This is a genomic window from Leifsonia araucanica, assembly GCF_051161895.1.
GTDB lineage: Bacteria > Actinomycetota > Actinomycetes > Actinomycetales > Microbacteriaceae > Leifsonia.
The window spans coordinates 3,248,203-3,268,984 of the sequence record NZ_JBMBTW010000002.1; the positions used below are offsets into that span (position 1 = coordinate 3,248,203).

At 69.3% G+C, this 20,782-nt stretch carries 12 protein-coding genes; 5 read left to right on the forward strand and 7 right to left on the reverse strand.

Annotation, left to right across the window (positions count from 1 at the left end):
- Nucleotides 1-10: 10 nt before the first annotated feature.
- Nucleotides 11-1,684, reverse strand: coding sequence for a SulP family inorganic anion transporter (locus tag ACN6M5_RS15725; protein WP_434951246.1), 1,674 nt, complete (start codon nt 1,682-1,684; stop codon nt 11-13).
- 234 nt (nt 1,685-1,918) lie between these two features.
- Between ACN6M5_RS15725 and ACN6M5_RS15730 the strand changes: the two genes are divergently transcribed.
- Complete coding sequence (locus tag ACN6M5_RS15730; RefSeq protein WP_434951248.1) at nt 1,919-4,264, forward strand: arylsulfatase; 2,346 nt, start codon at nt 1,919-1,921, stop codon at nt 4,262-4,264.
- On the forward strand, nt 4,224-4,667 hold the full coding sequence (locus ACN6M5_RS15735) for an SUMF1/EgtB/PvdO family nonheme iron enzyme (RefSeq protein ID WP_434951250.1): 444 nt from the start codon (nt 4,224-4,226) through the stop codon (nt 4,665-4,667). Before ACN6M5_RS15730 ends, ACN6M5_RS15735 begins: the two co-directional genes overlap by 41 nt.
- 78 nt (nt 4,668-4,745) lie before the next feature.
- Here ACN6M5_RS15735 and ACN6M5_RS15740 read toward each other — a convergent pair whose 3' ends face one another.
- The 6 genes from ACN6M5_RS15740 to ACN6M5_RS15765 form a co-directional block, all read right to left on the reverse strand.
- Nucleotides 4,746-5,384, reverse strand: a complete 639-nt coding sequence (locus ACN6M5_RS15740) for a hypothetical protein (protein WP_434951252.1) — start codon at nt 5,382-5,384, stop codon at nt 4,746-4,748.
- A 127-nt stretch (nt 5,385-5,511) separates the two neighbouring features.
- Nucleotides 5,512-6,150: a hypothetical protein gene (locus ACN6M5_RS15745; RefSeq protein WP_434951254.1), complete on the reverse strand. Its 639-nt coding sequence runs from the start codon at nt 6,148-6,150 to the stop codon at nt 5,512-5,514.
- 104 nt (nt 6,151-6,254) lie between these two features.
- On the reverse strand, nt 6,255-8,186 hold the full coding sequence (locus ACN6M5_RS15750; protein ID WP_434951256.1) for an alpha/beta hydrolase: 1,932 nt from the start codon (nt 8,184-8,186) through the stop codon (nt 6,255-6,257).
- A gap of 129 nt (nt 8,187-8,315) precedes the next feature.
- Nucleotides 8,316-8,981, reverse strand: a complete 666-nt coding sequence (locus tag ACN6M5_RS15755) for a response regulator (RefSeq protein ID WP_434951258.1) — start codon at nt 8,979-8,981, stop codon at nt 8,316-8,318.
- Nucleotides 8,978-10,087 (reverse strand): sensor histidine kinase, encoded by a 1,110-nt coding sequence (locus ACN6M5_RS15760; protein WP_434951260.1) that lies wholly within the window; start codon nt 10,085-10,087, stop codon nt 8,978-8,980. The genes ACN6M5_RS15755 and ACN6M5_RS15760 overlap by 4 nt, the downstream gene beginning before the upstream one ends.
- Before the next feature lie 9 nt (nt 10,088-10,096).
- Nucleotides 10,097-10,501 (reverse strand): hypothetical protein, encoded by a 405-nt coding sequence (locus ACN6M5_RS15765; protein ID WP_434951262.1) that lies wholly within the window; start codon nt 10,499-10,501, stop codon nt 10,097-10,099.
- A 246-nt stretch (nt 10,502-10,747) separates the two neighbouring features.
- Here ACN6M5_RS15765 and ACN6M5_RS15770 point away from each other — a divergent pair, with 246 nt between their 5' ends.
- The 3 genes from ACN6M5_RS15770 (at nt 10,748) to ACN6M5_RS15780 (ending at nt 20,740) form a co-directional block, all read left to right on the forward strand.
- Nucleotides 10,748-12,403, forward strand: a complete 1,656-nt coding sequence (locus ACN6M5_RS15770) for a LuxR C-terminal-related transcriptional regulator (protein ID WP_434951264.1) — start codon at nt 10,748-10,750, stop codon at nt 12,401-12,403.
- Nucleotides 12,400-12,936 (forward strand): hypothetical protein, encoded by a 537-nt coding sequence (locus ACN6M5_RS15775; RefSeq protein ID WP_168688499.1) that lies wholly within the window; start codon nt 12,400-12,402, stop codon nt 12,934-12,936. Before ACN6M5_RS15770 ends, ACN6M5_RS15775 begins: the two co-directional genes overlap by 4 nt.
- Nucleotides 12,937-13,138: 202 nt before the next feature.
- Nucleotides 13,139-20,740, forward strand: a complete 7,602-nt coding sequence (locus tag ACN6M5_RS15780) for a DUF5979 domain-containing protein (protein WP_434951266.1) — start codon at nt 13,139-13,141, stop codon at nt 20,738-20,740.
- The last annotated feature ends 42 nt before the right edge of the window (nt 20,741-20,782 follow it).

Below are 20,782 nucleotides of genomic sequence, written 5' to 3' on the forward strand. Positions count from 1 at the left end.
CCTTCGTCTCTCAGGCTCCGGCACGGCTGGTGCTCCCCGGCGGTCGGGGGTCGGTCAGCCGGGCGAGCGCATCCCGGTTCGTGTCGTAGACGGTGACGCCGTCGAGCAGGCCGAGGTGCTGCATCCGGTCGCGGAGGCCGGGGCGCATCCTGCTCAGTCCGAGGTCGACGTGGCGGTCGGTGAGCCACTCGTGCACGCTGCGGAAGCCCTCTGCGCCGGTCACGTCCACGTCCGTGACCGCCTCCAGGTCGAGCACGACGTGCCGGACGCCGTCGGCGGAGGTCACCGCGCGCTGCACCGCCTGCCCGAAGGTGACGCTGTTCGCGAAGAAGAGCGGGGCGGCGAGCCGTACGACGACGACGCCCGGCGCGGTCGGCTCGCCGGGTTGTGCGGTGTCGAGGAGGGAACTCTGCGGGTCCCCGTCGGCTGCGAGCGTGTCGATGGCCGGGTTCGCCGCCCGCCGCGTCACGTTGATGACGGCGAGCACGAACGCCACGACGATGCCGGCGATGGATCCGACGAACAGCGTCACCAGGAAGCACACGGCGCCGATGGCGAACTCGAACCTGTCCTGGCGCCACAGGGCGGCGAAGTCGGCGATCCCGAGCAGCGGCACCACGGCGACGGCGACGATCGCGCCGATGGCGGGCGACGGGATGTGCTCGAGCAGCGCCGTGCCGAAGATCAGCAGCGCGAGCGTGCCGATGGCGGTGACGATGGTCGGCAGCTGCGTCCGCGATCCCGCCTGGTCCATCGCGGCCGTGCGCGACGTGGACGACCCGACCGTGAAGCCGCCGGACACCCCGGCCGCGAGGTTGGCAGCGCCGAAGGCGAGCAGCTCCCTGTTCGGCTTCGTCGGGTATCCGCGCTTCTCCCCGTACGAGCGGGAGACCAGCAGTCCCTCGCCCATCGACACGATCGTCAGCGCGATGGCCGACGGGATGAGCGCCAGCCACATCGACCAGTCGATCACCGGCCAGGTCAGTTTCGGCGGCCCGGCTTCGACGGCGCCGAGCACGGAGACGCCCGCCTTCTCCGCACCGCTCAGGACCACCACGATGGTCGCCACCACGAGCACCACCAGCGCCCACGGCACCGCGCGCGCCAGCACCCGGCCGACCAGCAGGATGATCAGCGCGCCCACCGAGATGAGCAGCGACCACACGTTGAGGTGGCCGAGGCCGGTGAACAGCCCGGTCAGTTTGTCGGTGAACTCGCCGCCGGAGTCGATCTTGACCCCCAGCATCTTGGCGACCTGCGACACCAGGATGTCGAGGGCCAGGCCGCCGACGAAGCCGATCAGGATGGGCTTGGACAGGAAATTCGCGAGGAACCCGAGCTTGAAGAACGAGCAGAGCAGGAACAGGACGCCGCAGATCAGCGCCTGCGCGAGCGCGAGCGTGATGTAGTCGGCGCTGCCCGCGACAGCGAGACCGCCGAGCGACGATGCGACGAGGGCAGCGGCAGCCGCATCCGGAGACGCCACCAGCTGGCGGGACGAGACAAGCAGCGCCCACACGATCCCCGGGAGCACCAGCGCGTACAGGCCGGCCGTCGGCGGCAGGCCGGCGATCTGCGCGTATCCGATGTTCAACGGGACGGCGATGGCCAGCAGGGTGACGCCCGACACGATCTCGCGCACCGCGTTCCGGCCGGTGAGGCCGGCGAGCGGGCGTACTGACATGTCGATCCCCTCCGATTGCCTCGGCACCGCGACTGTGAGGGAAGGCTAGTCAGTGCCGGGGCCCGCGTCTAGGGGGACACGTGGGCTCTAGACGAGACGGAGCGTCGCGGGTTACGTTCGAGTCGGAATCGTCTGAACGACAGCGTCGGATGCGCATTTCCCGACGCCGAGGGCGCACATAGTCGTGCGCCGCCTGTGTGGTGATGGGGTACGCAGAGACGTGGGGAACCGGCTGTGACGCGAGAATTCCAAGGCAAGATCGAACTCGATGTGCGGGACTCGGAGGCGGACTGGGAAGCCTTCCTCCCGCCGAAAGCTCCCGAGGGGGCGCCGAACGTCCTCCTCGTGCTGTTCGACGACACGGGTCAGGCGGCGTGGTCGCCGTACGGCGGGCGTATCCAGATGCCGACGATGGACAGGCTGGCGGCCGGGGGGCTCACCTACAGCCAGTGGCACACGACGGCGCTCTGCTCTCCCACGCGCTCGACGCTGCTGACCGGTCGCAACCACCACGCCAACGGGTTCGCGACCATCTCGGAGTCGAGCACCGGGTTCCCCGGGTACAACTCGCACATCCCCCCGGCGAACGCGACGATGGCGAACGTGCTGCGGGACGCCGGCTGGGCCACGTTCTGGGTCGGGAAGAACCACAACGTGCCGATCGACGAGTGGACGGCGGGGGCGTCGAAGAAGAACTGGCCGCTCGCGCAAGGCTTCGACCGCTTCTACGGTTTCATCGGCGGCGAGACGAACAACTGGTTCCCGTCGCTCGCGGAGGACAACCACTACATCGACCAGCCGTACCTCCCCGAGCAGGGGTACCACCTGTCCAAAGACCTCGCTGACCAGGCGCTGAAGATGCTGCGGGATGTGAAGCAGACAGAGCCGGACAAGCCCTGGTACATGTGGTTCTGCCCGGGAGCCAACCACGCGCCGCACCACGCCCCGCAGGAGTACATCGACAAGTACAAGGGCGCGTTCGACGACGGCTACGAGGCGTACCGCGAGTGGGTGCTGCCGCGGATGATCGAGCGCGGGCTGCTGCCGGAGGGCACGGAGCTGACCGCCATCAACCCGATGCCGCCGGGGACGTTCACCCAGACCGACGCCGTGCGCCCGTGGGCGGAGCTCACCGACGAGGAGAAGGCGATGTTCTCCCGGATGGCCGAGGTCTACGCCGGGTTCTCCGAGTACACGGACGCCCAGGTCGGCCGCATCGTCGACTACCTGGAGGAGTCCGGCCAGCTCGACAACACGCTCATCATCTACTGCGCGGACAACGGCGCATCCGGTGAGGGCAGCCCTAACGGCTCCGTGAACGAAGGCAAGGTGTTCGGAGGGTACCCGGACGACGAGAAGCAGAACCTGTCGATGGTGGACGAGCTCGGCTCGCCGAACACGTACAACCACTACCCGACGGGATGGGCGGTCGCGTTCTCCACCCCGTACCGGATGTTCAAGCGGTACACGTACCAGGGCGGCGTCTGCGACCCGCTGGTGATCCACTGGCCGGCGGGCATCCGGAGTGCGGGGGAGGTGCGCAACCAGTACCACCACTCCACCGACATCGTCGCGACCATCCTGGATGTCTGCGGCGTGGAGATGCCGGACACGTACGCCGGCGTGGAGCAGCGCCCGCTGGACGGCGTTCCGATGACGTACACCTTCGACGCCGACCCGGACGGGCCGACCACGAAGGAGACGCAGTACTACGAGATGCTCGGCAGCCGGGGCATCTGGCACAACGGCTGGAAGGCCGTCGCCGAGCACGGGCCGGTGAGCGGCATGAGCGGTTTCGCAAACGACACCTGGCAGCTCTTCCACACCGACGTCGACCGGTCGGAGGCGCACGACCTCGCCGCCGACGACCCGGCCAGGCTGGAGAAGCTGAAGGCGCTCTGGCTGGAGGAGGCGAAGCGCAACCTCGTGTTGCCGCTGAACGATCTGCAGATCATCGGCAACCCGAAAGACTACGAGACGTTCCTCGGCATGGAGTTCAAGGTGCCAGTGCCGCCGAGCGGGCAGTACACCTACTACCCGGGCACGTCCGAGGTCCCCGAACGGTCGGCGGCGAACACCCACGGCGTCTCCTTCAAGGTGCTCGCCGAGCTCGACCTGACGGCCGACAGCCAGGGCGTCGTCTTCGCGCACGGCTCCCGGTTCGGCGGCCACGCCCTGTTCATCAAGGACGGGCAGGTGAACTACGTGTACAACTTCCTCGGCATCCCGCCGGAAGACGTCATCTCGACACCCGTCCCCGGCCCGGGCAAGCACATCATCGGCGTGGAGTTCACCAAGGAGAGGATGGGCGAATACCGGGAAGGCATCGGCCCGCTGTCGCTCTACATCGACGACCAGAAGGTCGGCGAGAAAGAGATCCGCACGGTCCTCGGCCACTTCTCGCTCTGCGGAGAGGGCCTCTGCATCGGCTACGACAGCGGGGATGCGGTGTCCAGCCAGTACACCGGCTCCCGGTTCGAATTCGAAGGAGGCACCATCGTCAAGGTGGTGTTCGACATCGCCGACGACGCATACGTGGATGTGGAGGCGCACTACGCGGCGGCGATGGCGCGGGACTGAGGCGCTTCAAGGTCAATGCGGTGCTGACCGACTCATAGATGCGCATGCGGTGACGAAGGAGCAGTTCGACGTGTTCGTCTACGCAAGCGGGTTCGTCACGATGGTGCAGCGCACGCTCGACGCTACTGGCTTCGCCAGCGCAGAATCGATCGACGCGCTCGCGGAGCGGCATCCGGTGGCCCGGGTGAGTTTCGAGCACGCGTCCGCGCACTCTTCCCGGGTCGGTCGCCGCCTGCCGACCGAGGTCGAGGAGTACGCGGGCGCGGCGGCCTCGGCGGCGCGCGATTCGGCTGGGGCGACCGCGAGCGAGGGGACGACCCGCGGATGCTGCCATCCCCATCGACGCAGGCTCCCGCCCCAGCATCCTCGCCGCTCATGGCCGGGCTCCCTCATCCGGCGCTAGGTGCTCAAAGCGGCTCCCCCTACCTGGGTTGCGCGCGGGCAGATCTACGCGGTGGGAGCCTCGCCGATGGTATCCGCGTCAATCCTCGTCGACCTCCGGCCCCCAGAGCTTCGGGTCGCTCCACTTCGGGAACGGGATGTAGACGCCGGGGACGGAAGTCTCGTCCGGGGGAAAGAACTGGCCTTTGGGGATGCGATAGTCGATGCTGCTGGAGAGTTCGTCCTGGTCGCCCCAGAACATGTTGCTGACAACTTTGAAGTTGTAGTGACCGTTCCCGCGCACCTCGTAGGTCAGGCGATAGCCGTCCTCCGTGTCCGCACGAACCCGGTGACGATCCGGGCCAGTGCCGAGGTCGTCCTCGATCCAGAGCAACTCAGCCGCCCACCCCTTCGACTGGAAATAGTCATAGACCGGCTCCGCATCTGCCCGATCACCGACTGCCCCCGCTAGGAAGATCGCACGCGTCATTCGGATGTAGTACGCGTTCCGGGCGGTGGCCCCGGGGAGCGGATCGGAAGCGGTCGGGCCGGACGTGGGCCCGCCAACACCGCCGATAAGCCAGCGCCACGGTTGGGTGCTGACCTGCTCTTGCGCTTCGGTCATGAGTTCTTTCATACGTTCGTAGCGTTCGCGGTAGAGCTCGAACCGTTGCTCCGGGGTGCGTCGCTCCACCTCGCCCCGGGTCATCCCTCCCGCGTCCCGCACCGTCGAGGTCATCATCGCTCCCATTTCCGCGCACCCGCTTAAGCCGAGTGTCAGAGACAGCGCTACGAGGCCGGAAATCCACCTCAGCCGCCGCGCGCGGGCAGATCTACGCGATGGGAGCTTCACCGTAGTATCCGCGTCAATCCTCATCGACCTCCGGCCCCCAGACTTTCGGGTCGCTCCACTTCGGGAACGGCACGTATACGCCGGGGAGGGAGGTCTCGTCTGGGGGGAAGAACTGGTCTTCCGGGATGCGGTAAGCAATGTCGCTGGAGAGTTCGTCCTGGTCGCCCCAGAACATGTCGCTCCTGACGTCCAGGTTGTACTGGCCGTTCTCCTGCACTTCGTAGATCAGGCGGTAGCCGTCGTCGGTGATCGCGCGGACGTCGTACCTGTCGAACCCGAGTTTCAGGTCGTCCTCGATCCAGATGAGCTCGGCTGCCCATCCTTTCGATTCGAAGTAGTCGTAGACCGGCTCGGCATCGGCCCGATCACCGACCGCCCCAGGGGGGAAGATCGCACGCGACATTCGGATGTAGTACGCGTTTTGTCCAGTGGCCCCGGGGAGCGGGTCGGAAGCGGTCGGGCCAGATGCTGGCCCGCCGACACCACCGACGAGCCAGCGCCACGGATCGGTGCTGACCTGTTCCTGCGCTTCGGTCATCAGCTCTTTCATGCGCTCGTAGCGTTCACCGTAGAGGTCGAAGCGTTGCTCTGGGGTGAGCCGTTCCACCTCGCCCCGGGTCATTCCTGCCGCATCCTGCACCGTCGACGTCATCATCGCTCCCATTTCTGCGCACCCGCTGATACTCACTGCCAACACTGTCATCACTACGCCCGCTATCCACCGCCACCGGGTGAAAACGTGTCCGCCGCCGCCTGTCATTTCGCTCCGGTCGCGAGCATCCTTGACATCTGATCTTGCGCGGTCGCGTCGGGCGAGAGGTAGCCGACAGTGCCTGCCCACATATTCGAGAGCGACCAGGTGTCTTCTTCTTGATACATGTCGTGCATGGTGGTCCGTTTCAGCTTCTTCCCGTCCGCGCTGACCGAGTCCTCTGCGCTGAACTTCTTCACGCCCGCGATGTCGCGGGGGTCGAGGCTTTTGCCGCCGTGCTGGCCGAGCTTCGCGATGCCGTCGCCCTTCGCGTGGGTGGCCAGCACATCCTTGGCGTGAAGTTGGTCGGTGGTGGTGCCGTTCTTCACCCCCGCCGAACCGTAGGTGGCCAGAACGTCGATGTCGAAGTCGAGGTGTTTGAGTGCTTCGACGGCGACGGTCGATCCGTAGGAGTGTGCGTACACGTTGAACTGCTCGATCGGAACTCCGCTTTGGTGTCGGCTGGCGTGTATGCCGTTGAGGAAGTCCGTCAACTGCCGCCCCCCGGACTCTGCCCGGTCCATGCCGTGCACCTCGTCCACGGTCGTCGGCGACCGGTACCCGATCCAGTTCACCACCGCGAACGACTCGAACGGGTTTTTTCTGCTGGCACGCTCGTAAAGCAGCGCGGCGGCATCGTTCCCGTATTCCATGTCGCCGACATTCGAGTTCATCCCCGACACATTCACCCCGACATGGGATGCCGTGTCCAGGTCGCCGAACGAGACAGCCGCCACCAACGCGCCGTCGTGTGCACCGAGGCCGATCAACTGCACCACCGGATTGCCCGGGAGGTTCTTCGCGTCCTTCGCCGCTTTCTTGAGCGCGTCGTCGATTGCGTGCAGCTGGTCGGTGAACTGCTGAATGTCCAGATCCTCGGTCCTCCGGATCGGCGAACCGTACAACGGGTACTTCCACGGGTCGGCGAAGCCCATCATGCGGTACGCGTCCTCCGGGTGCTTCAGCGCGTACTTCAGGAACTCGCGCGACGCCGCATCCTGCGCTGCCGCCGGCAGCCCCGGCAGACTTGACAGGCGAAGCAGCGTCTCCGGCGGCAGCAACCGGATCTCGTCGACGTCGAGGCCAAGGGAGTTCCAGTACGCGGCCGCCTCGGCCGGGGACAGGTTCCCGTTGAGGAAGTTCTGGAACGCCGTCCCCTTCGCCACGTCCAGGACCGTTGACCGGGCCGCCTTGTTCAACACCGTGTGCGACAGCGTGCCACCGCCGGCTTTCTCGAATTGGGCGGCGACCCGCTCGATCCAGGTCGCGTCCGCGTGGTTCTCCGCCAGCATCCGCTCGAACCCGCCCGTGAACGTCACCGTGCCCACCCGCACCCACGAACATCCAGCAGCGAACCCGGCCCACGCGTTCCTGACCGCCGCCACCTCCGACTCCAACACCGCGTTCAACGCCCGCGACCGGGTCACGAACCCCCGCAACGCCACCGGATCCGCCGACGTCTTCCCCTTCGCCGACCCGTCCGCGGTCCGGCGGCGCTCCCTGGACGCGAACGCCGCAGACACCGTCGGCGGCGCCACCGCCACAGCAGACGGCTCCGGATCGGTCAGCCCACTGTCCGCATGGACAAGCCCGGTGGGATCCGCCGCCCGATCCCTGACCCGCTGATCCTCCCGCACCCGCCACTGCGCGACCGCAGTCAACCGGTCCTTCTCCCGCTGCGCCAGAACCTTCGCCTCCGCCAGCCCAGCCGCCAACTCCTCCAACACCACAGCCAACCGGATCCGGTCCTCGGACTCCGCCCCGCACGCCTGCTCGAACAACCGCCCGAACGCGCCGGAGAAGTCCGCCGCAGCACCCTCCGCGCTACTACGCCGCTCCCCAGCCTGATCCCGCAACCGTTGCGCACCCGACGACGCCACCCGGATCAGAGAGTCGGCAGCACCATCGTCGAACACCACCCGCATACCTGTGTGCACCGCCCCGCATCCGTCGCGGGTGCACGCGACCCCTCGAACCGGGGCGGCGCGGAATCCCACATCCGCAGCCCACGCTAATGCGAAAGATGTGGTATATCAAATGGATGGCAAGCTTGGTTGCGCGTCTCCCTACCGGTCCAGCAGCCCCCTCCTGAAGCCCTCCGCCACCGCCGCGGCCCTGTCGCCGACGCCGAGTTTGGCGTAGATGCTGAGCAGGTGGGTCTTTACGGTCGCCTCGCTCAGGTGAAGGCGTGCTCCGGCCTCGCGGTTGGTGGCGCCGTCGGCGACGAGGGCGAGCACCTGCAGTTCCCGGGGGCTGAGCAGGCTGGCCTCCGGCGTGCGGACCCTGTCGACGAGGCGGGAGGCGACGGACGGCGCGAGGGCAGAGTGGCCGTTCGCGGCGGCGTGCACGGCGCGGACGAGTTCGTCGCGGGGGACGTCTTTGAGGAGGTAGCCGGTGGCTCCCGCCTCGATGGCGGGGAGGACGTCGGCGTCGGAGTCGTAGGTGGTGAGCACGACGATACGGCTGCGCACCCCGAGGCGGAGGAGTTCGCGGATCGCCGCGACCCCGTCCATCCCTGGCATGCGCAGGTCCATGAGCACCACATCCGGTTGCAGGGCTCCCGCGAGGCGCACGGCTTCCGCGCCGTCCGACGCCTCGCCGACGACCTCGATCCCGGCGTCGGAGGAGACCATGCCCACGATGCCGTCGCGCACCACGGGATGGTCGTCGACGACGAGGAGGCGCACCGGGCGCATCGGGCTCACCGGGCTCTCCGGGCTCACCGAGCTCATCCGGGGACCTCCGCCCGGACGGAGGTGCCGCGGCCGGGGCAGGACTCGATCTCGAGTTTGCCGGCGAGCGCTGTGATGCGCTCGCGCATCGCGATGAGACCGTAACCGCCGCCGGCGTCCTCGCCGGTGGGAGGGGTTCCAGCCTCGAAGCCGCGCCCGTCGTCGCGCACCTCCAGGCGCGCTCCCCGCTGGTCGTGCCGCAGGGTGAGCGCGACCCGGTGCGCATCCGCGTGCCGCTCGACGTTGGCGAGCGCCTCCTGGGCCGTCCGCAGCAGCGCGACCTCCGCCTCCACCGGCAGCGTCCTGGCGGAACCGGTCGTCGTCACGTCGATCGGGATGCCCGTGCGTGCCGACCAGCGCCGAGCCGTCTCGCGGATCGCCTCGGGCAGCCCAGCGGTGTCGAGGGCGGCGGGGCGGAGTGCCTGCACTGAGCGTCGCGCCTCCGCCAGGCCGTCGCGGGCGAGGGCGAGGGCGGCATCCGTGTGCCGCTCGCGCGCACCGTCGTCGGCCGCGTGCTCCGCGGCCTGCAACTGGGTGACGATCCCGGCGAAACCCTGGGCGAGCGTGTCGTGGATCTCGCGCGCCAGGCGGCCACGCTCCGCCTCGGTCGCGGTGATCTCCAGCTGCCGCTGCGACAGCCGCAGACCCCAGGACAGCCCGCACATCGCCACGACATTGAGCGCGACCACGAGCACCCGGCCGATCGTCCCGGCCACTCCGTGGCTGAAGCTCGACGCCTGGGCGAGCCCGGCGACGACGGCGGTCGCGCCGACCGCCACGAGTTCCCACGGCCACGGCACCAGCGAGTACGCGATCGAGAACGTGGCGATCGTCAGGAAGGCGAACCAGCCCTGGTACAGCACCAGCACGAGGTTCAGCAGGATCAGCGCAGGCATCAGCACGGCGATGGATGCGGTGCCACCCCTCCACGGGAACGGCAGGTCTCGCAGCACCAGCACGAGCAGCCCGTACGCGAGGCAGAGCAGCAGCTCGGGCACCAGGTGCGCCGGGTCGCCCCACTGCATTCCGAGTGCGAAGGCGACGAGCATCCCGAGCACCACGTACGGCGCGACCGCGAGCACGGTCCGCCAGCGCGGATCGATCATAGCCAGACCCTACGCGCCCTTGGGGTACAGCCGGCGCAGGCTCGGACGGTTGAGCAGGATCGCTGCGGGCAGCATGAGCAGCCCGCACAGTGCCTGCTCGATCCGCACCCATCCGGGCAGGAACCCGGGGATCGCCACGATGACGATGACCGCGGCCACCACCACCGCGCTGATGATCCGGATGCGCACGAACGCCCCACGCGACCCGCGGGCGGCGCTCCGGGCGATCAGGAGCATGACGACCGCGCTGGCGAGCACCAGCGAGCAGCGCACCCAGATGGCGGTGGCGACGTCGGCGCCGGTCGCGCTCTGCACGATCAGGACGGCGATCATCGCGAGGCTGACCGCGGCGAACGTCGCCAGCAGCACGAGGACGGGACGGAGGGCAATGGAAGGAGTGAGCGTGTTCGTCATGTCCCCAGCGTCGCGATCCGGCGCGCGCCGGGCATCCACCGGTCGGCCAGAGCTCGTCACCGATCGGTGGGTGTCCGCCGGGATATCGGATGCCGGACACCGCATGCCCGACTCCGGATGCTGGATGCGGCTCCCCGACCCGTGCTAGGTTGCCGATGAGGCACCGCAGCGATTCCGGCCTTACCCGCTCGCCGGAACGCCAGCCGCTGCCTCGTCTGGGAAACACCAACCTCCGAGAGTTGACACGTGACCTTCAGCGCGCCCGATCCGCGGCGCTCGTTCCAGGACGGGCGCGACCCATCGCCGGAAGAGACGTCGGACCCCGACGACATCCGGCTGCACGTCGACCGGACGATGCGGCCGAAACTGATCGCGCTCATCGCCGCAGGGGCGTACCCGGCGGCGTCCGAGCTGGTCCGTGAGAACTGGTTCGATCTGCTGATGAGCGTCGACGAGGAGCTCGGCGGCATCATCGACCGTATCCCGGCGTCGGTGCTGAGGGAGTGGCCGCTGCTGATGATGCTGGCCGGGATCATCTACAACGTGGTCCCGCATCGCAGGGTGAGGGGTCTTCGGTACTTCGCCGCCGCCGCCAGGGCGGCCCGCGCATCCCGTCGCGACGTCGACCAGGTGGACCGCGCGCTGATCCTCGCCAGCGAGAGCGCCGCATACCGCTTGATCGGCCGGCCGACTCTGGGCATCGGTCCCGCGCGGGCGGCCGTTGCAGCACTCGACGGGCTCCCGGAGTCGGAGCGCCGGTCGGTGCAGGCTCTCAGCAGGGTCTACGCCCACGTCGGCACGACGCAGTACTACGCCGGTCAGGTGGACGAGGCGCTGGAGACCTTCGAGAAGGGTCTCGCCGAGTCGCCGGACACGGGGTATTCGCCCGGGTTCGGCAACCTCGCGATGCTGGCCGGTATCCGTGCTCTGCAGGGCGACCTGCTCGAGTCGGAGGCGTACATCGACCTCGCCAGGACCGGCGAATGGACCGACATGCAGCGGTCCTGGTATCCGGGGACCTTCTACCGGATCGCCGAGGCGACGGTCGCCCTCGAACGGTTCGACGCAGCGACGGCGCGCGAGCAGCTGGGCGCGATGGTGCACGACCGGCGCACGATCGAACACTGGATCGCCATCGCCATCACCGAGGCGATGACCGAACTCGTCGCCGGCCGCGCCGCCGTGGCTCTCGCGGAGCTCGACGGCTTCGCCGGGATGCGCGCAGCGGAGGGCCGTTCGTCGTCCGCCAGGTCCGCCCTCGCGCCGACGCGCGCCCTCCTGCAGCTCGCCCTCGGCAACCCGGATGCGGCGGATGTGATCCTCCGCCGCGATCTGAGTGCCGGTGTCGAACGCCACATCGGCCGTGCACGGGTGGAACTCGCGCTCGGTCGTCACGGAGCAGCGCTCCAGGAACTCCGCCACGTGGCGGGCGCGACGCCCACCCCGCGCCTCTCTGCCGCCGCAACCACGCTCGAAGCGGCAGCGCTGCTGCGGTTCTCCGAGAGGATGCGCGCCCGCGCGGTCGTCGAGCAGCTCGGTGCGCTGCTCGACAGAACGGGTCAGCGGCTCGTGGTCGCCCTGCTTCCCCCGCGCGACGTCGAGCGTCTCGTCGCCGCTCTCGGCGATGCCGGCTTCGGGCACCTGTTCGACGGGATGCCGTTCCGCTCCCTGCTGCCCGAGATCGACAGGGAGAGCGTGCTGAGCGAACGTGAGCTGGCCGTCCTCCGCGCGCTGGTCGATACGCCGACGATCTCCGTCATCGCCGCGCAGCTCGTCGTCTCGACGAACACCGTGAAGACGCAGCTCCGCAGCATCTACCGCAAGCTCGGGGTCTCCAGCCGCGACGAGGCGATCGCCATCGCGCTGGAGCGCCACCTCGTCGTGCCCAGGGAGGAGGATTGACGCCGTCGACGCGCATCCTGCTGGTGCTGGCCTCGCTGGGCGCACTCACCGCCCTCGTGCTGCTGGCCCTCATCCCGGTCGGGGGACCGCTCGCCGCGTTCTCGCCGCCGCTCTACGCCCTGGTGGTCGCCGTCAACAGCGTGCTGCCGTTCCTGGCCAGGCGGATGCTCGGCTTCCCGTTCGCTGCGACGTTCGTGTCGTTCTTCGCCGGGCTTCTCACCGGCGCCTTCAGCTCCATCGGCTTCCTGGTGCTCGTCCCGCTGGTGGCAGGAAGCCTGACCTTCGACCTCGTCGTCAGCCTCCTGAACCGGATCCGGCGTGACCGCCGACCGGGCGAGTGGCGGTGGGCGGTCGCGGCGGCGGCATCCGGTGTCGTGCTGTTCCTCGTGTCGCTCCCGGTCTTCTCGCCGGGCGACCTGATCCCGTCCATCCTCGTCGTCACGCTGGTGGCGAGGGTCGCCGGGCAGCTGGCCGCGTCGCTGCTCTCGCGCGTGCTGGCCGCGCGGCTCGCGCGCGCCGGCATCTCGGCCTGACACGCGTTCGCACCTCCTTCGGGGGTGGACGGGCGGGACGTTCGGGCGCTGCGCGCTCGCGCAAGGTGATCGCGGGGTGAAAACCGTCCCGCACGGTGGCGGCGGTTGATATTCCTGAGGTTGGCTCGGCCTCCGATGCCGACGATCTCGCCCGACATCGTCGGCGCCGCGCCCATCCCTTCTGTGTTCTTGGGGGACACGCTTGCTCACGCGCCTTCGCTCCATCCTGTCCACCCGTCTGTCCGCTCGCGCGGCAGGACGGCACGCCGCACGTCGGACCCTTCGCGCTCCGGCGTCCGTCGCGGTCGGTATCGTCATCGCCCTCGTCGGGGCCGTCGCCATCGGCGCGCCGGCGGCCAACGCCGACGACCTCGGATCGGGCGTGCTCAACCTGTCGAAGACGTCCACGGTGGCCGACGCCGACCAGGGCACGCAGTTCATCTACACGCTCAACTTCGGCTGCTCGTCGACCACGACCGGATGCGTGGACGCCACGATCACCGACCCGGTCCCCGCACCGCTGACCGTCGTCGGCACCCCCACCGTCGTCGGCGGAGGCGCGGTCGTCACCGTCACGGGCAGCACGGTGAAGGCCGTCTTCAACGACCCCGTCCCCAACACCACTCCGGCGAGCACCGGACTGGCGGCGGGCGCGACGGGCACCGTGCAGATCCAGGTGAAGGTGCCGGACGCGCTGGCCAAGTCGTTCGACGGACAGGTCCTGACCAACACTGCAGGCTTCACCGCGTCCAACGCGACGACGGTGAACGCATCCACTCCTGTCACTCTGCACGTGCCCGACGTGATCGGGGCGACCGCGTCGAAGACCTGGACACCGTCGTCCACCCAGTACACGCCCGGCGAGCAGTCGACCGCGACCATCACCGCCGTCAACGCCTCCAACATCGGCGCGACCACCATGACCATCGCCGAGCCGGCCGACCCGACGGCCGTCGGCGGCGTCTTCGACTTCTACGACCTCGCCGGATTCGGAGCCGTGGACTTCCCCGACGGCGCCGACCGGGTGCAGGTCGTGGCGATCACGGCCGGCGGAACGGTGCCAGGTCCTGTCGGCACGACCGCTGTCCTTCCCTCGTCCGTGAAGGCGGGAGACGTGGTCGGCTTGAAGCTCGTGTTCAGTTCGAGCAGCGGCTCGGCGATCACGCCGGCCGCCTCCGGTTCCGTCGACGTCACGTTCGCGCAGCGGGCGGCGAACCGGAGGGACGCCTCCCCGCTCGTGACGGGCGGCACACGCGTCAATGGGGTCACCGCGAGTGTCAGCACCGGCGGAGGCGACGCGACCTCCTCGGTCGCCACGGCCTCCCAGGTGGTGGCGCCGCTGACCGTCAGCGTCTCCGCCGACAAGAGCTTCAGCATCCAGCAGCTGCCCGCCGGTCAGTCCACCACCGCCACGCTGACAGCCAAGAACACCTCGACCGGACGCCTGAGCTCACTGTCGGTTCAGGAGCCGGGAAGCGGGACGTTCTTCTCGAACACGATCGTGTTCGGCGGCTTCGGCTCCGGCGCTGCGTGGCCGGAGGGCGCGACGGCCGCTGTCGTGAAGTGGTCGGTCAACACCGGCACGGCCCCTGCCGACTCGTCGTTCACGGAAGCGTCCGGCCTGCCAGCGCCACCGACGCTGTCCGGTGGGCAGTACATCACGGCGTTCACGGTGACATACACCGGCTCCATCGCGACCGGCGCGACCGCGAAACTCCCCGTCACGGTTAACACCACGACGGCGGCCGGGCCGGCCGGTTCCGGATTCACGACATACCCGAACGCTGCGACCGTGACAGGAAGCAACGCGGCGGGCAGCGCGAGCGACGCGGCCTCCGCCAACCTCGACGTGTACTTCCCCGAGGTCGACCTCGCGCTCGACAAGACCATCACCCCCGCGACGGTCATCCCCGGCGGCGCCAGCCTGGTGCAGCTCTCCGCGCAGACTCCTGCCGGCACGAGTTCGGTGCGCCCGACCTCGATCGTCGTCACCGAACCGCAGGACACCGCGTCCGCCCCGTATTGGAACGCGTTCGACGCCACGGCCATCGCCCCGACCTCCGTGCCGGAGGGCTCGACGCTGACGGTCGAGTACACGACCGACGGAACGACCTGGAAGACCCTCGACTCCGTCGACGCCACCTCCAGCGCGAAGACGTACTCCGCCGTGCTCGACGACGAACTCCCGAACGGGACCACGCACACCGACGTGCGCGGCCTCCGGTTCACCTTCGCCGACGCCGACGGCTTCGGCCAGGCCACCAACGTGCGCCCCGCCATCGTGTTCGTCGCCCGCGGAACGCTGCGCGACAACTCCGGGTCGACGAACCCCGGTGCATACCCGGCCACCACACCGTACGAGAACTGTGCGCTGAGCACGGCGAGCGGCACCGTCAACGGCGGCACCGCCATCACCAGCCGTCCCGCCGTCGACTGCGCCACCGCGAACGTGCAGGCGACCGCCGGCGGCCCTGGCCCGCTGATCGCGAGCAAGTCGTGGGACGGCACCAAGGTCCTGCAGGCCCAGTCCGGCACCACCACCGGCGTCACCCTCGGCTGGGGCACCCAGACGACGGGCGTCCAGTCGATGACGATCCAGGACTCCGCGACGCCCTCCCCGGTGTCCGGCAGCGTCTTCCAGGCGTTCGACCTGGTGAGGATCGACGCCATCACCCCCACGTCGACCGGCGGCGCGACGTTCGACCCGCTGATCCGCTACGACAAGGTCTCGAAGGTCGAACTGTTCGACGGCTCCAGCTGGAACGACATCACGGCCAAGGCCTGCCCGTCGGCGAGCAGCTGCGACGGCACCTTCCCCGGATACACCCTGAGCACGGCCGAGCGCGCGAGCACCCAGGGTGTGCGGCTGACCGTGATCGAGAGCCCGAACCGCGCAGCGGCCATCGCGTCCACCGGCGACCCGACAGCACCGAGCGTCGGAAGCGGCGTCGCCAGCGCGTCGGCCGGTGCGTTCCCCGGTGCCAGCACCTCGGCGCGCACGATGCACCTGGACCTCCGCATCCGGAACACGGTGCGCGGAGGGGCGGCGACCGACTGGGTCACCGGCACCCGTGAGTACAACATGGCCGGCTCGCCCGGCGCGGTCGACAACAGCGTGCTCGTCGGTGGCATCCCATTCACCGGGGCGCCGTTCCAGCGCACCGCGGACGACCACGTGACGATCATCGACCCGACCTTCACCACCAAGGTGACCAAGACGGCCAACCCGACCACGCTCGTGATCCCGCAGCTGGATGTGCCCGCCGCGTCGTACCCGTCGACCACGTACACGACCACCATCGCGAACTCCTCGACGAGCAACACCTGGCAGCTCAGGATCAGCGACCCGGTTGACTGCACGAACGCCGCCACCACCGCTCCGTGCGTCTTCGGACCGTACGATCCAGCGGCGAACCCGTTCGACAAGCTGGCCCTGACCAAGATCGCCGTCGACCTGAGCGCCGCCGCCGGCGTGCAGACGTCGCAGAGCGTCGTATCGCTGCTGCACCGCGCCTCCGACGGCACGCTCAGCACCGACACGAAGACCGTCGCGCAGGCCACCGCGCTCACCGCCGCACAACTCGCCGATGTGGTGGGCGTGAGCGTGCTGCTCCGCGGCACGAACGCGCAGGGCACGGACGGCAGCGGCGCCACCATCGCCCCGGGACAGAAGGCCACCGTCACCCTGACCGGTCAGCTGCTCCCGGCCAGCCGCGCTGCCGGCACCGCCCCTGCCGCCGGGATGTTCAACAACACCGTGTTCGGCACGCTGCACGACGACGTCTACCCGGCGGTCGTGGCCGCTGACACGCAGTCGGCCGGAGTGACGCTCGCCAACGGCAACCTCCAGGTCACGACGGCGAAGACCTTCAACCCGGCGAGCACCCTGCAGGCCAGCCCGGTCAACCCGATCCAGGTCAACCTGCGCGCTCGGTCGACGGGGACCCTCTCGCCGAAGTCGGTCACGATCGAGGACTCTGCTCCGACCTTCTGGAACGCGTTCACATTCAGCAGCTTCAGCATCCTGGCCGTTCCCACCGGCGCCGACCGGGTGACAGTGGATGCGCAGACCGGCCAGGGGTCGACGGCCACCTGGCACGCGGGCACCGCATCCACTGTCGGCAGCGCCGCACTCCCGTCCGGGGTGTCAGCGGCGGACGTGACAGGCGTGCGCTTCACCTTCACCAGAGCGGACGGCGCCAGCTTCGCCGCCAGCAACAACGTCGACAACCTCCGGGTGAACGTCAGCCTGCGCTCCGCGCTGCGCGACGGCTCCGGGCCGGTCACCTCCACGGTCTCGCCGGCCCCGATGCCGGGTGAGACCGCGGCAGGCACGGTCACGAACACGGTGTTCGCCGACGCGGCGTACAACGACGTCCACGCCACCAGGGCGCAGGCGACGGCCACCTTCACGGTGAGCCCGGGTACCGCAGCGATCGCCGTGGAGAAGACCAGCCCCGGCCAGGCGGCAGCGGGCAAGGAGGTCAACTGGACGCTGCGGTTCAAGAACACCGGCACCGGCCTCCTCCCCGATCCCGTCGTCGTCGACACGCTTCCCGCGGACGGCTCGTTGCTGTTCGTCCCGACCAACGTGCCGATCTACTCGACGTCGACGGGCGGAAAACTGCCGACCGACCCCGCAACAGTGACGCGTGCCTTCGACCCGGCAACGGGAACCATCCGGTTCACCTGGCCGGCCGGTTCGCAGCTCGCTCCGGGGGAGACGTACAGCATCACCATCGCGCTGCAGATCAAGCCGGGGCTCGCCCCGGCCAGCTCCGCCGTCAACACGTTCGGCGTCAGCACCGGGCGTACGCTCACCGCACCCGCGTGCACCGCGCTCAACCCCGGAAACGGTCGTGGTGCGTCGTTCGCTGCCAACACCTGCTCGACCACGAACGTCGTGACCACTCTCTCGCAGGGCTCGTTCACCGCATCCAAGGGCGTCGCCTCCGACAGCGGCATCGCCCAGAACGTCAACAACGCGGCGATCCCGTGCACGGCGGACACGGACGGCTTCTATCGCTACCCGTGCGCGGCGGTCAGCGCCGTCGGCGACACCGACCACTGGAAACTCGAGATGGTCAACGGCGGCAACGTCGCTGCGAAGAACCTGACGGCGGTGGATGTGTTCCCGTACCCCGGTGACGTCGGCGTCGTCGACCCGTCCCCGCGCGGCTCCGTGTTCACTCCGCGGTTCAACGGCGACGTCGCGTTCCAGGCGACCGGCGGCACTGCGGGAGCCAGGATGGACTGGTTCGTCACCACAGCGGCCCAGCCGTGCGCCAAGGAGATCTCGCCGGGTGCCGGCGCCTGCCCGGCGGGCGCGTGGCTGCCGTCTTCGGCGGTCGGCTCCTCCGTCGACGCGGCGGATGTGACCGGCATCAAGATGGTGTTCGACTTCAGCGGCGCCCCTGGCGCGGTGCTTCCTGCGGGGGCGGGCGTGAAGGTCACGTACTCGACGACCAACATCCCGACCACCGCATCCGGTGACCACCGGGCCCCGGTGAGCACTCCTGTCGCCGGTGTGCGGGCCTGGAACTCGTTCGGCTTCTACCCGACGTACGCGACGGGAACGCAGCCCGCCGGACCGCAGGAGCCGATCAAGGCGGGCGTCATCCTGACCGGCGGCCCCCTGCAGATCACCAAGTCGGTCACCGGGGCAGCCGCGGCGTACGCCCCGACGAGCTTCGACGCCGACGTGGCCTGCACGGTCGCCGGCGCGAACGTGGACCTCGGCGCGGCGAAGACGGTGACGCTCAGCGACGCGAACGCGTACACCGCGCGCATCGACGGCATCCCGGTCGGCGCATCCTGTGCGGTGACCGAGCATGGCGCTCCCGGATCGTACGGGGAGTCGACCCGCACGGTGACACCGTCGGCCGTGACCATCGCGGCGGCAGCGGACGCGAGCCAGCCGGTGCCGGCCGGGCAGTCGGTGACGATCGTCAATGACTACGCGACCACGCAGCTGACCGTCACCAAGAAGGTCGACACCGCGGCGACGGGCGCCTCGTTCGGGCCATTCGTCTTCGCACTGACCTGCACGAGCGCGCTCGGCGCGGCGATCCCGCTGGCCGCCGGAGACGAGGCGTTCACCCTCGCCGACGGCGCATCCCGCACCATCGCCGACCTCCCGATCGGCGCGAAGTGCGCTATCACGGAGACCGACAGCGACGGCGCGGCGACGAGCCCCAACCACGTCGGCATCGCGTTCGACGGCGCCGCGGAGACGGCGGGCGACACCGCGACCGTCACCCTGGCGGGAGCCGTGGGCGGCGACACCGTGCTGGTGACCAACCACTACGCTGCGGGAACGCTGGCCGTCACCAAGACGGTCGACGGGGATGCGGCGGTCGGCTACGGCGACGGACCGTTCACCATCCACGTGCAGTGCGTCTACGACGGCGCGCAGACGCTCTTCGACGGAGACCTCTCCATCCTCGGCGGGCAGACGCTGCCCGTGCCGGGCGTGTTCCCCGCGGGCACGGAGTGCTCCGTGGTCGAGACCGTGGACGGTGGCGCGACGGCGAGCACGGTCGACACCCCGACCGTCGTGATCCCCGGCGCGGCGGACGGCACGGTGCCGGTCGTCACCGTCAACGTGACCAACACGTTCTCCGCCGGTGCCGTCACCGTCATCAAGAAGCGGACAGGCGACGGGGCGGCGACGTACGGCGACGGACCGTTCACCGCTCAGCTCACCTGCACCTGGGTGAAGGACGGCGTGACCTCCACCATTCCGCTTCCCGCCGGAGGAAAGGTCGTGCTCGACAAGGCCAACGGATACACGGCGACCGTCACCGGGCTGATCCAGGGCGCGCACTGCGACACCGTGGAGTCGGCGACGGGCGGCGCGTCCTCCGTCACCGTCGCACCGGCAGCGGGCGTCACCGTGCCGGCGGGCGCCCCTGCGGAGGTGACCATCACCAACACCTTCGACACCGGCTCCCTCGTCATCGACAAGAAGCGGATCGGTGACGGCGTCAAGCAGTTCGGCGACGGACCGTTCACCGTCGAGGTGACCTGCACGTACCGGGTCGACGGGGTCACCACACCGATCGACCTCGGCGCGCGCTCGAAAGTGGTGCTCGACGCGGCCAATGGATACACGGCGACCATCGACGACCTCATCGCCGGGGCATCCTGCTCCATCGAGGAGACGGACGCCGGGCTCGCCACGTCCACGACGCTCGATCCGGCGGACGGCATCGTGACCATCGCCGACGGCGCTGCGGTGACCGTGACGGTCACCAACCGCTTCGACGTCGGTCACCTGAGCATCCAGAAGAGCGCGAACCGGCCGACGGCCACGGTCGGCGACACCATCGTCTATACGATCGTCGTCACCAACGACGGTCAGCTCGACGCGAAGGACGTCGCCGTGACCGACACGATGCCGAAGGGCTTGAGCGTCGTCTCGACCTCCCCGGCGGCGACGGCGAAGGACGGCACACTCGTCTGGACGATCCCCGCGATCGCTCGCGGCGCGTCCGCGACGGTCACGGTGACCGCGAAGCTGATCGCGCCGGTGACCACCACGAACCGCGCCAGTGTCGAGACGCCGACCGGCCCGTGGGACCCGTCTAGCGCATCCGGCACCTGTGGCGCCGCGGGAGTGGCCTGTGCGACGGTGACCGACCCTCCAGCGGCATCGACCGGCTCGGGCACCGGATCCGGCCTCGCGGCCACCGGTTCCGACCTGCTGGCTCCGCTGTGGCTGGCGCTGCTCGCACTGACCGGAGGGGCACTGCTGGTGACCGCAGGACGGCTGAGCAGGAAGCTGCGCCCGCGGAAGCGCTGAGGTCGCTGACGTGAGGGATGCGGGGGTTGCCGTACCGGCCAC

Bases quoted from the DNA above. Each gene is read 5' to 3' on its own strand.
- ACN6M5_RS15725 (WP_434951246.1), bottom strand. From the start codon at position 1,684: ATGTCAGTACGCCCGCTCGCCGGCCTCACCGGCCGGAACGCGGTGCGC.
- ACN6M5_RS15735 (WP_434951250.1), top strand. From the start codon at position 4,224: ATGTGGAGGCGCACTACGCGGCGGCGATGGCGCGGGACTGAGGCGCTT.
- ACN6M5_RS15740 (WP_434951252.1), bottom strand. From the start codon at position 5,384: ATGACCTCGACGGTGCGGGACGCGGGAGGGATGACCCGGGGCGAGGTG.
- ACN6M5_RS15745 (WP_434951254.1), bottom strand. From the start codon at position 6,150: ATGACGTCGACGGTGCAGGATGCGGCAGGAATGACCCGGGGCGAGGTG.
- ACN6M5_RS15755 (WP_434951258.1), bottom strand. From the start codon at position 8,981: ATGAGCTCGGTGAGCCCGGAGAGCCCGGTGAGCCCGATGCGCCCGGTG.
- ACN6M5_RS15760 (WP_434951260.1), bottom strand. From the start codon at position 10,087: ATGATCGATCCGCGCTGGCGGACCGTGCTCGCGGTCGCGCCGTACGTG.
- ACN6M5_RS15765 (WP_434951262.1), bottom strand. From the start codon at position 10,501: ATGACGAACACGCTCACTCCTTCCATTGCCCTCCGTCCCGTCCTCGTG.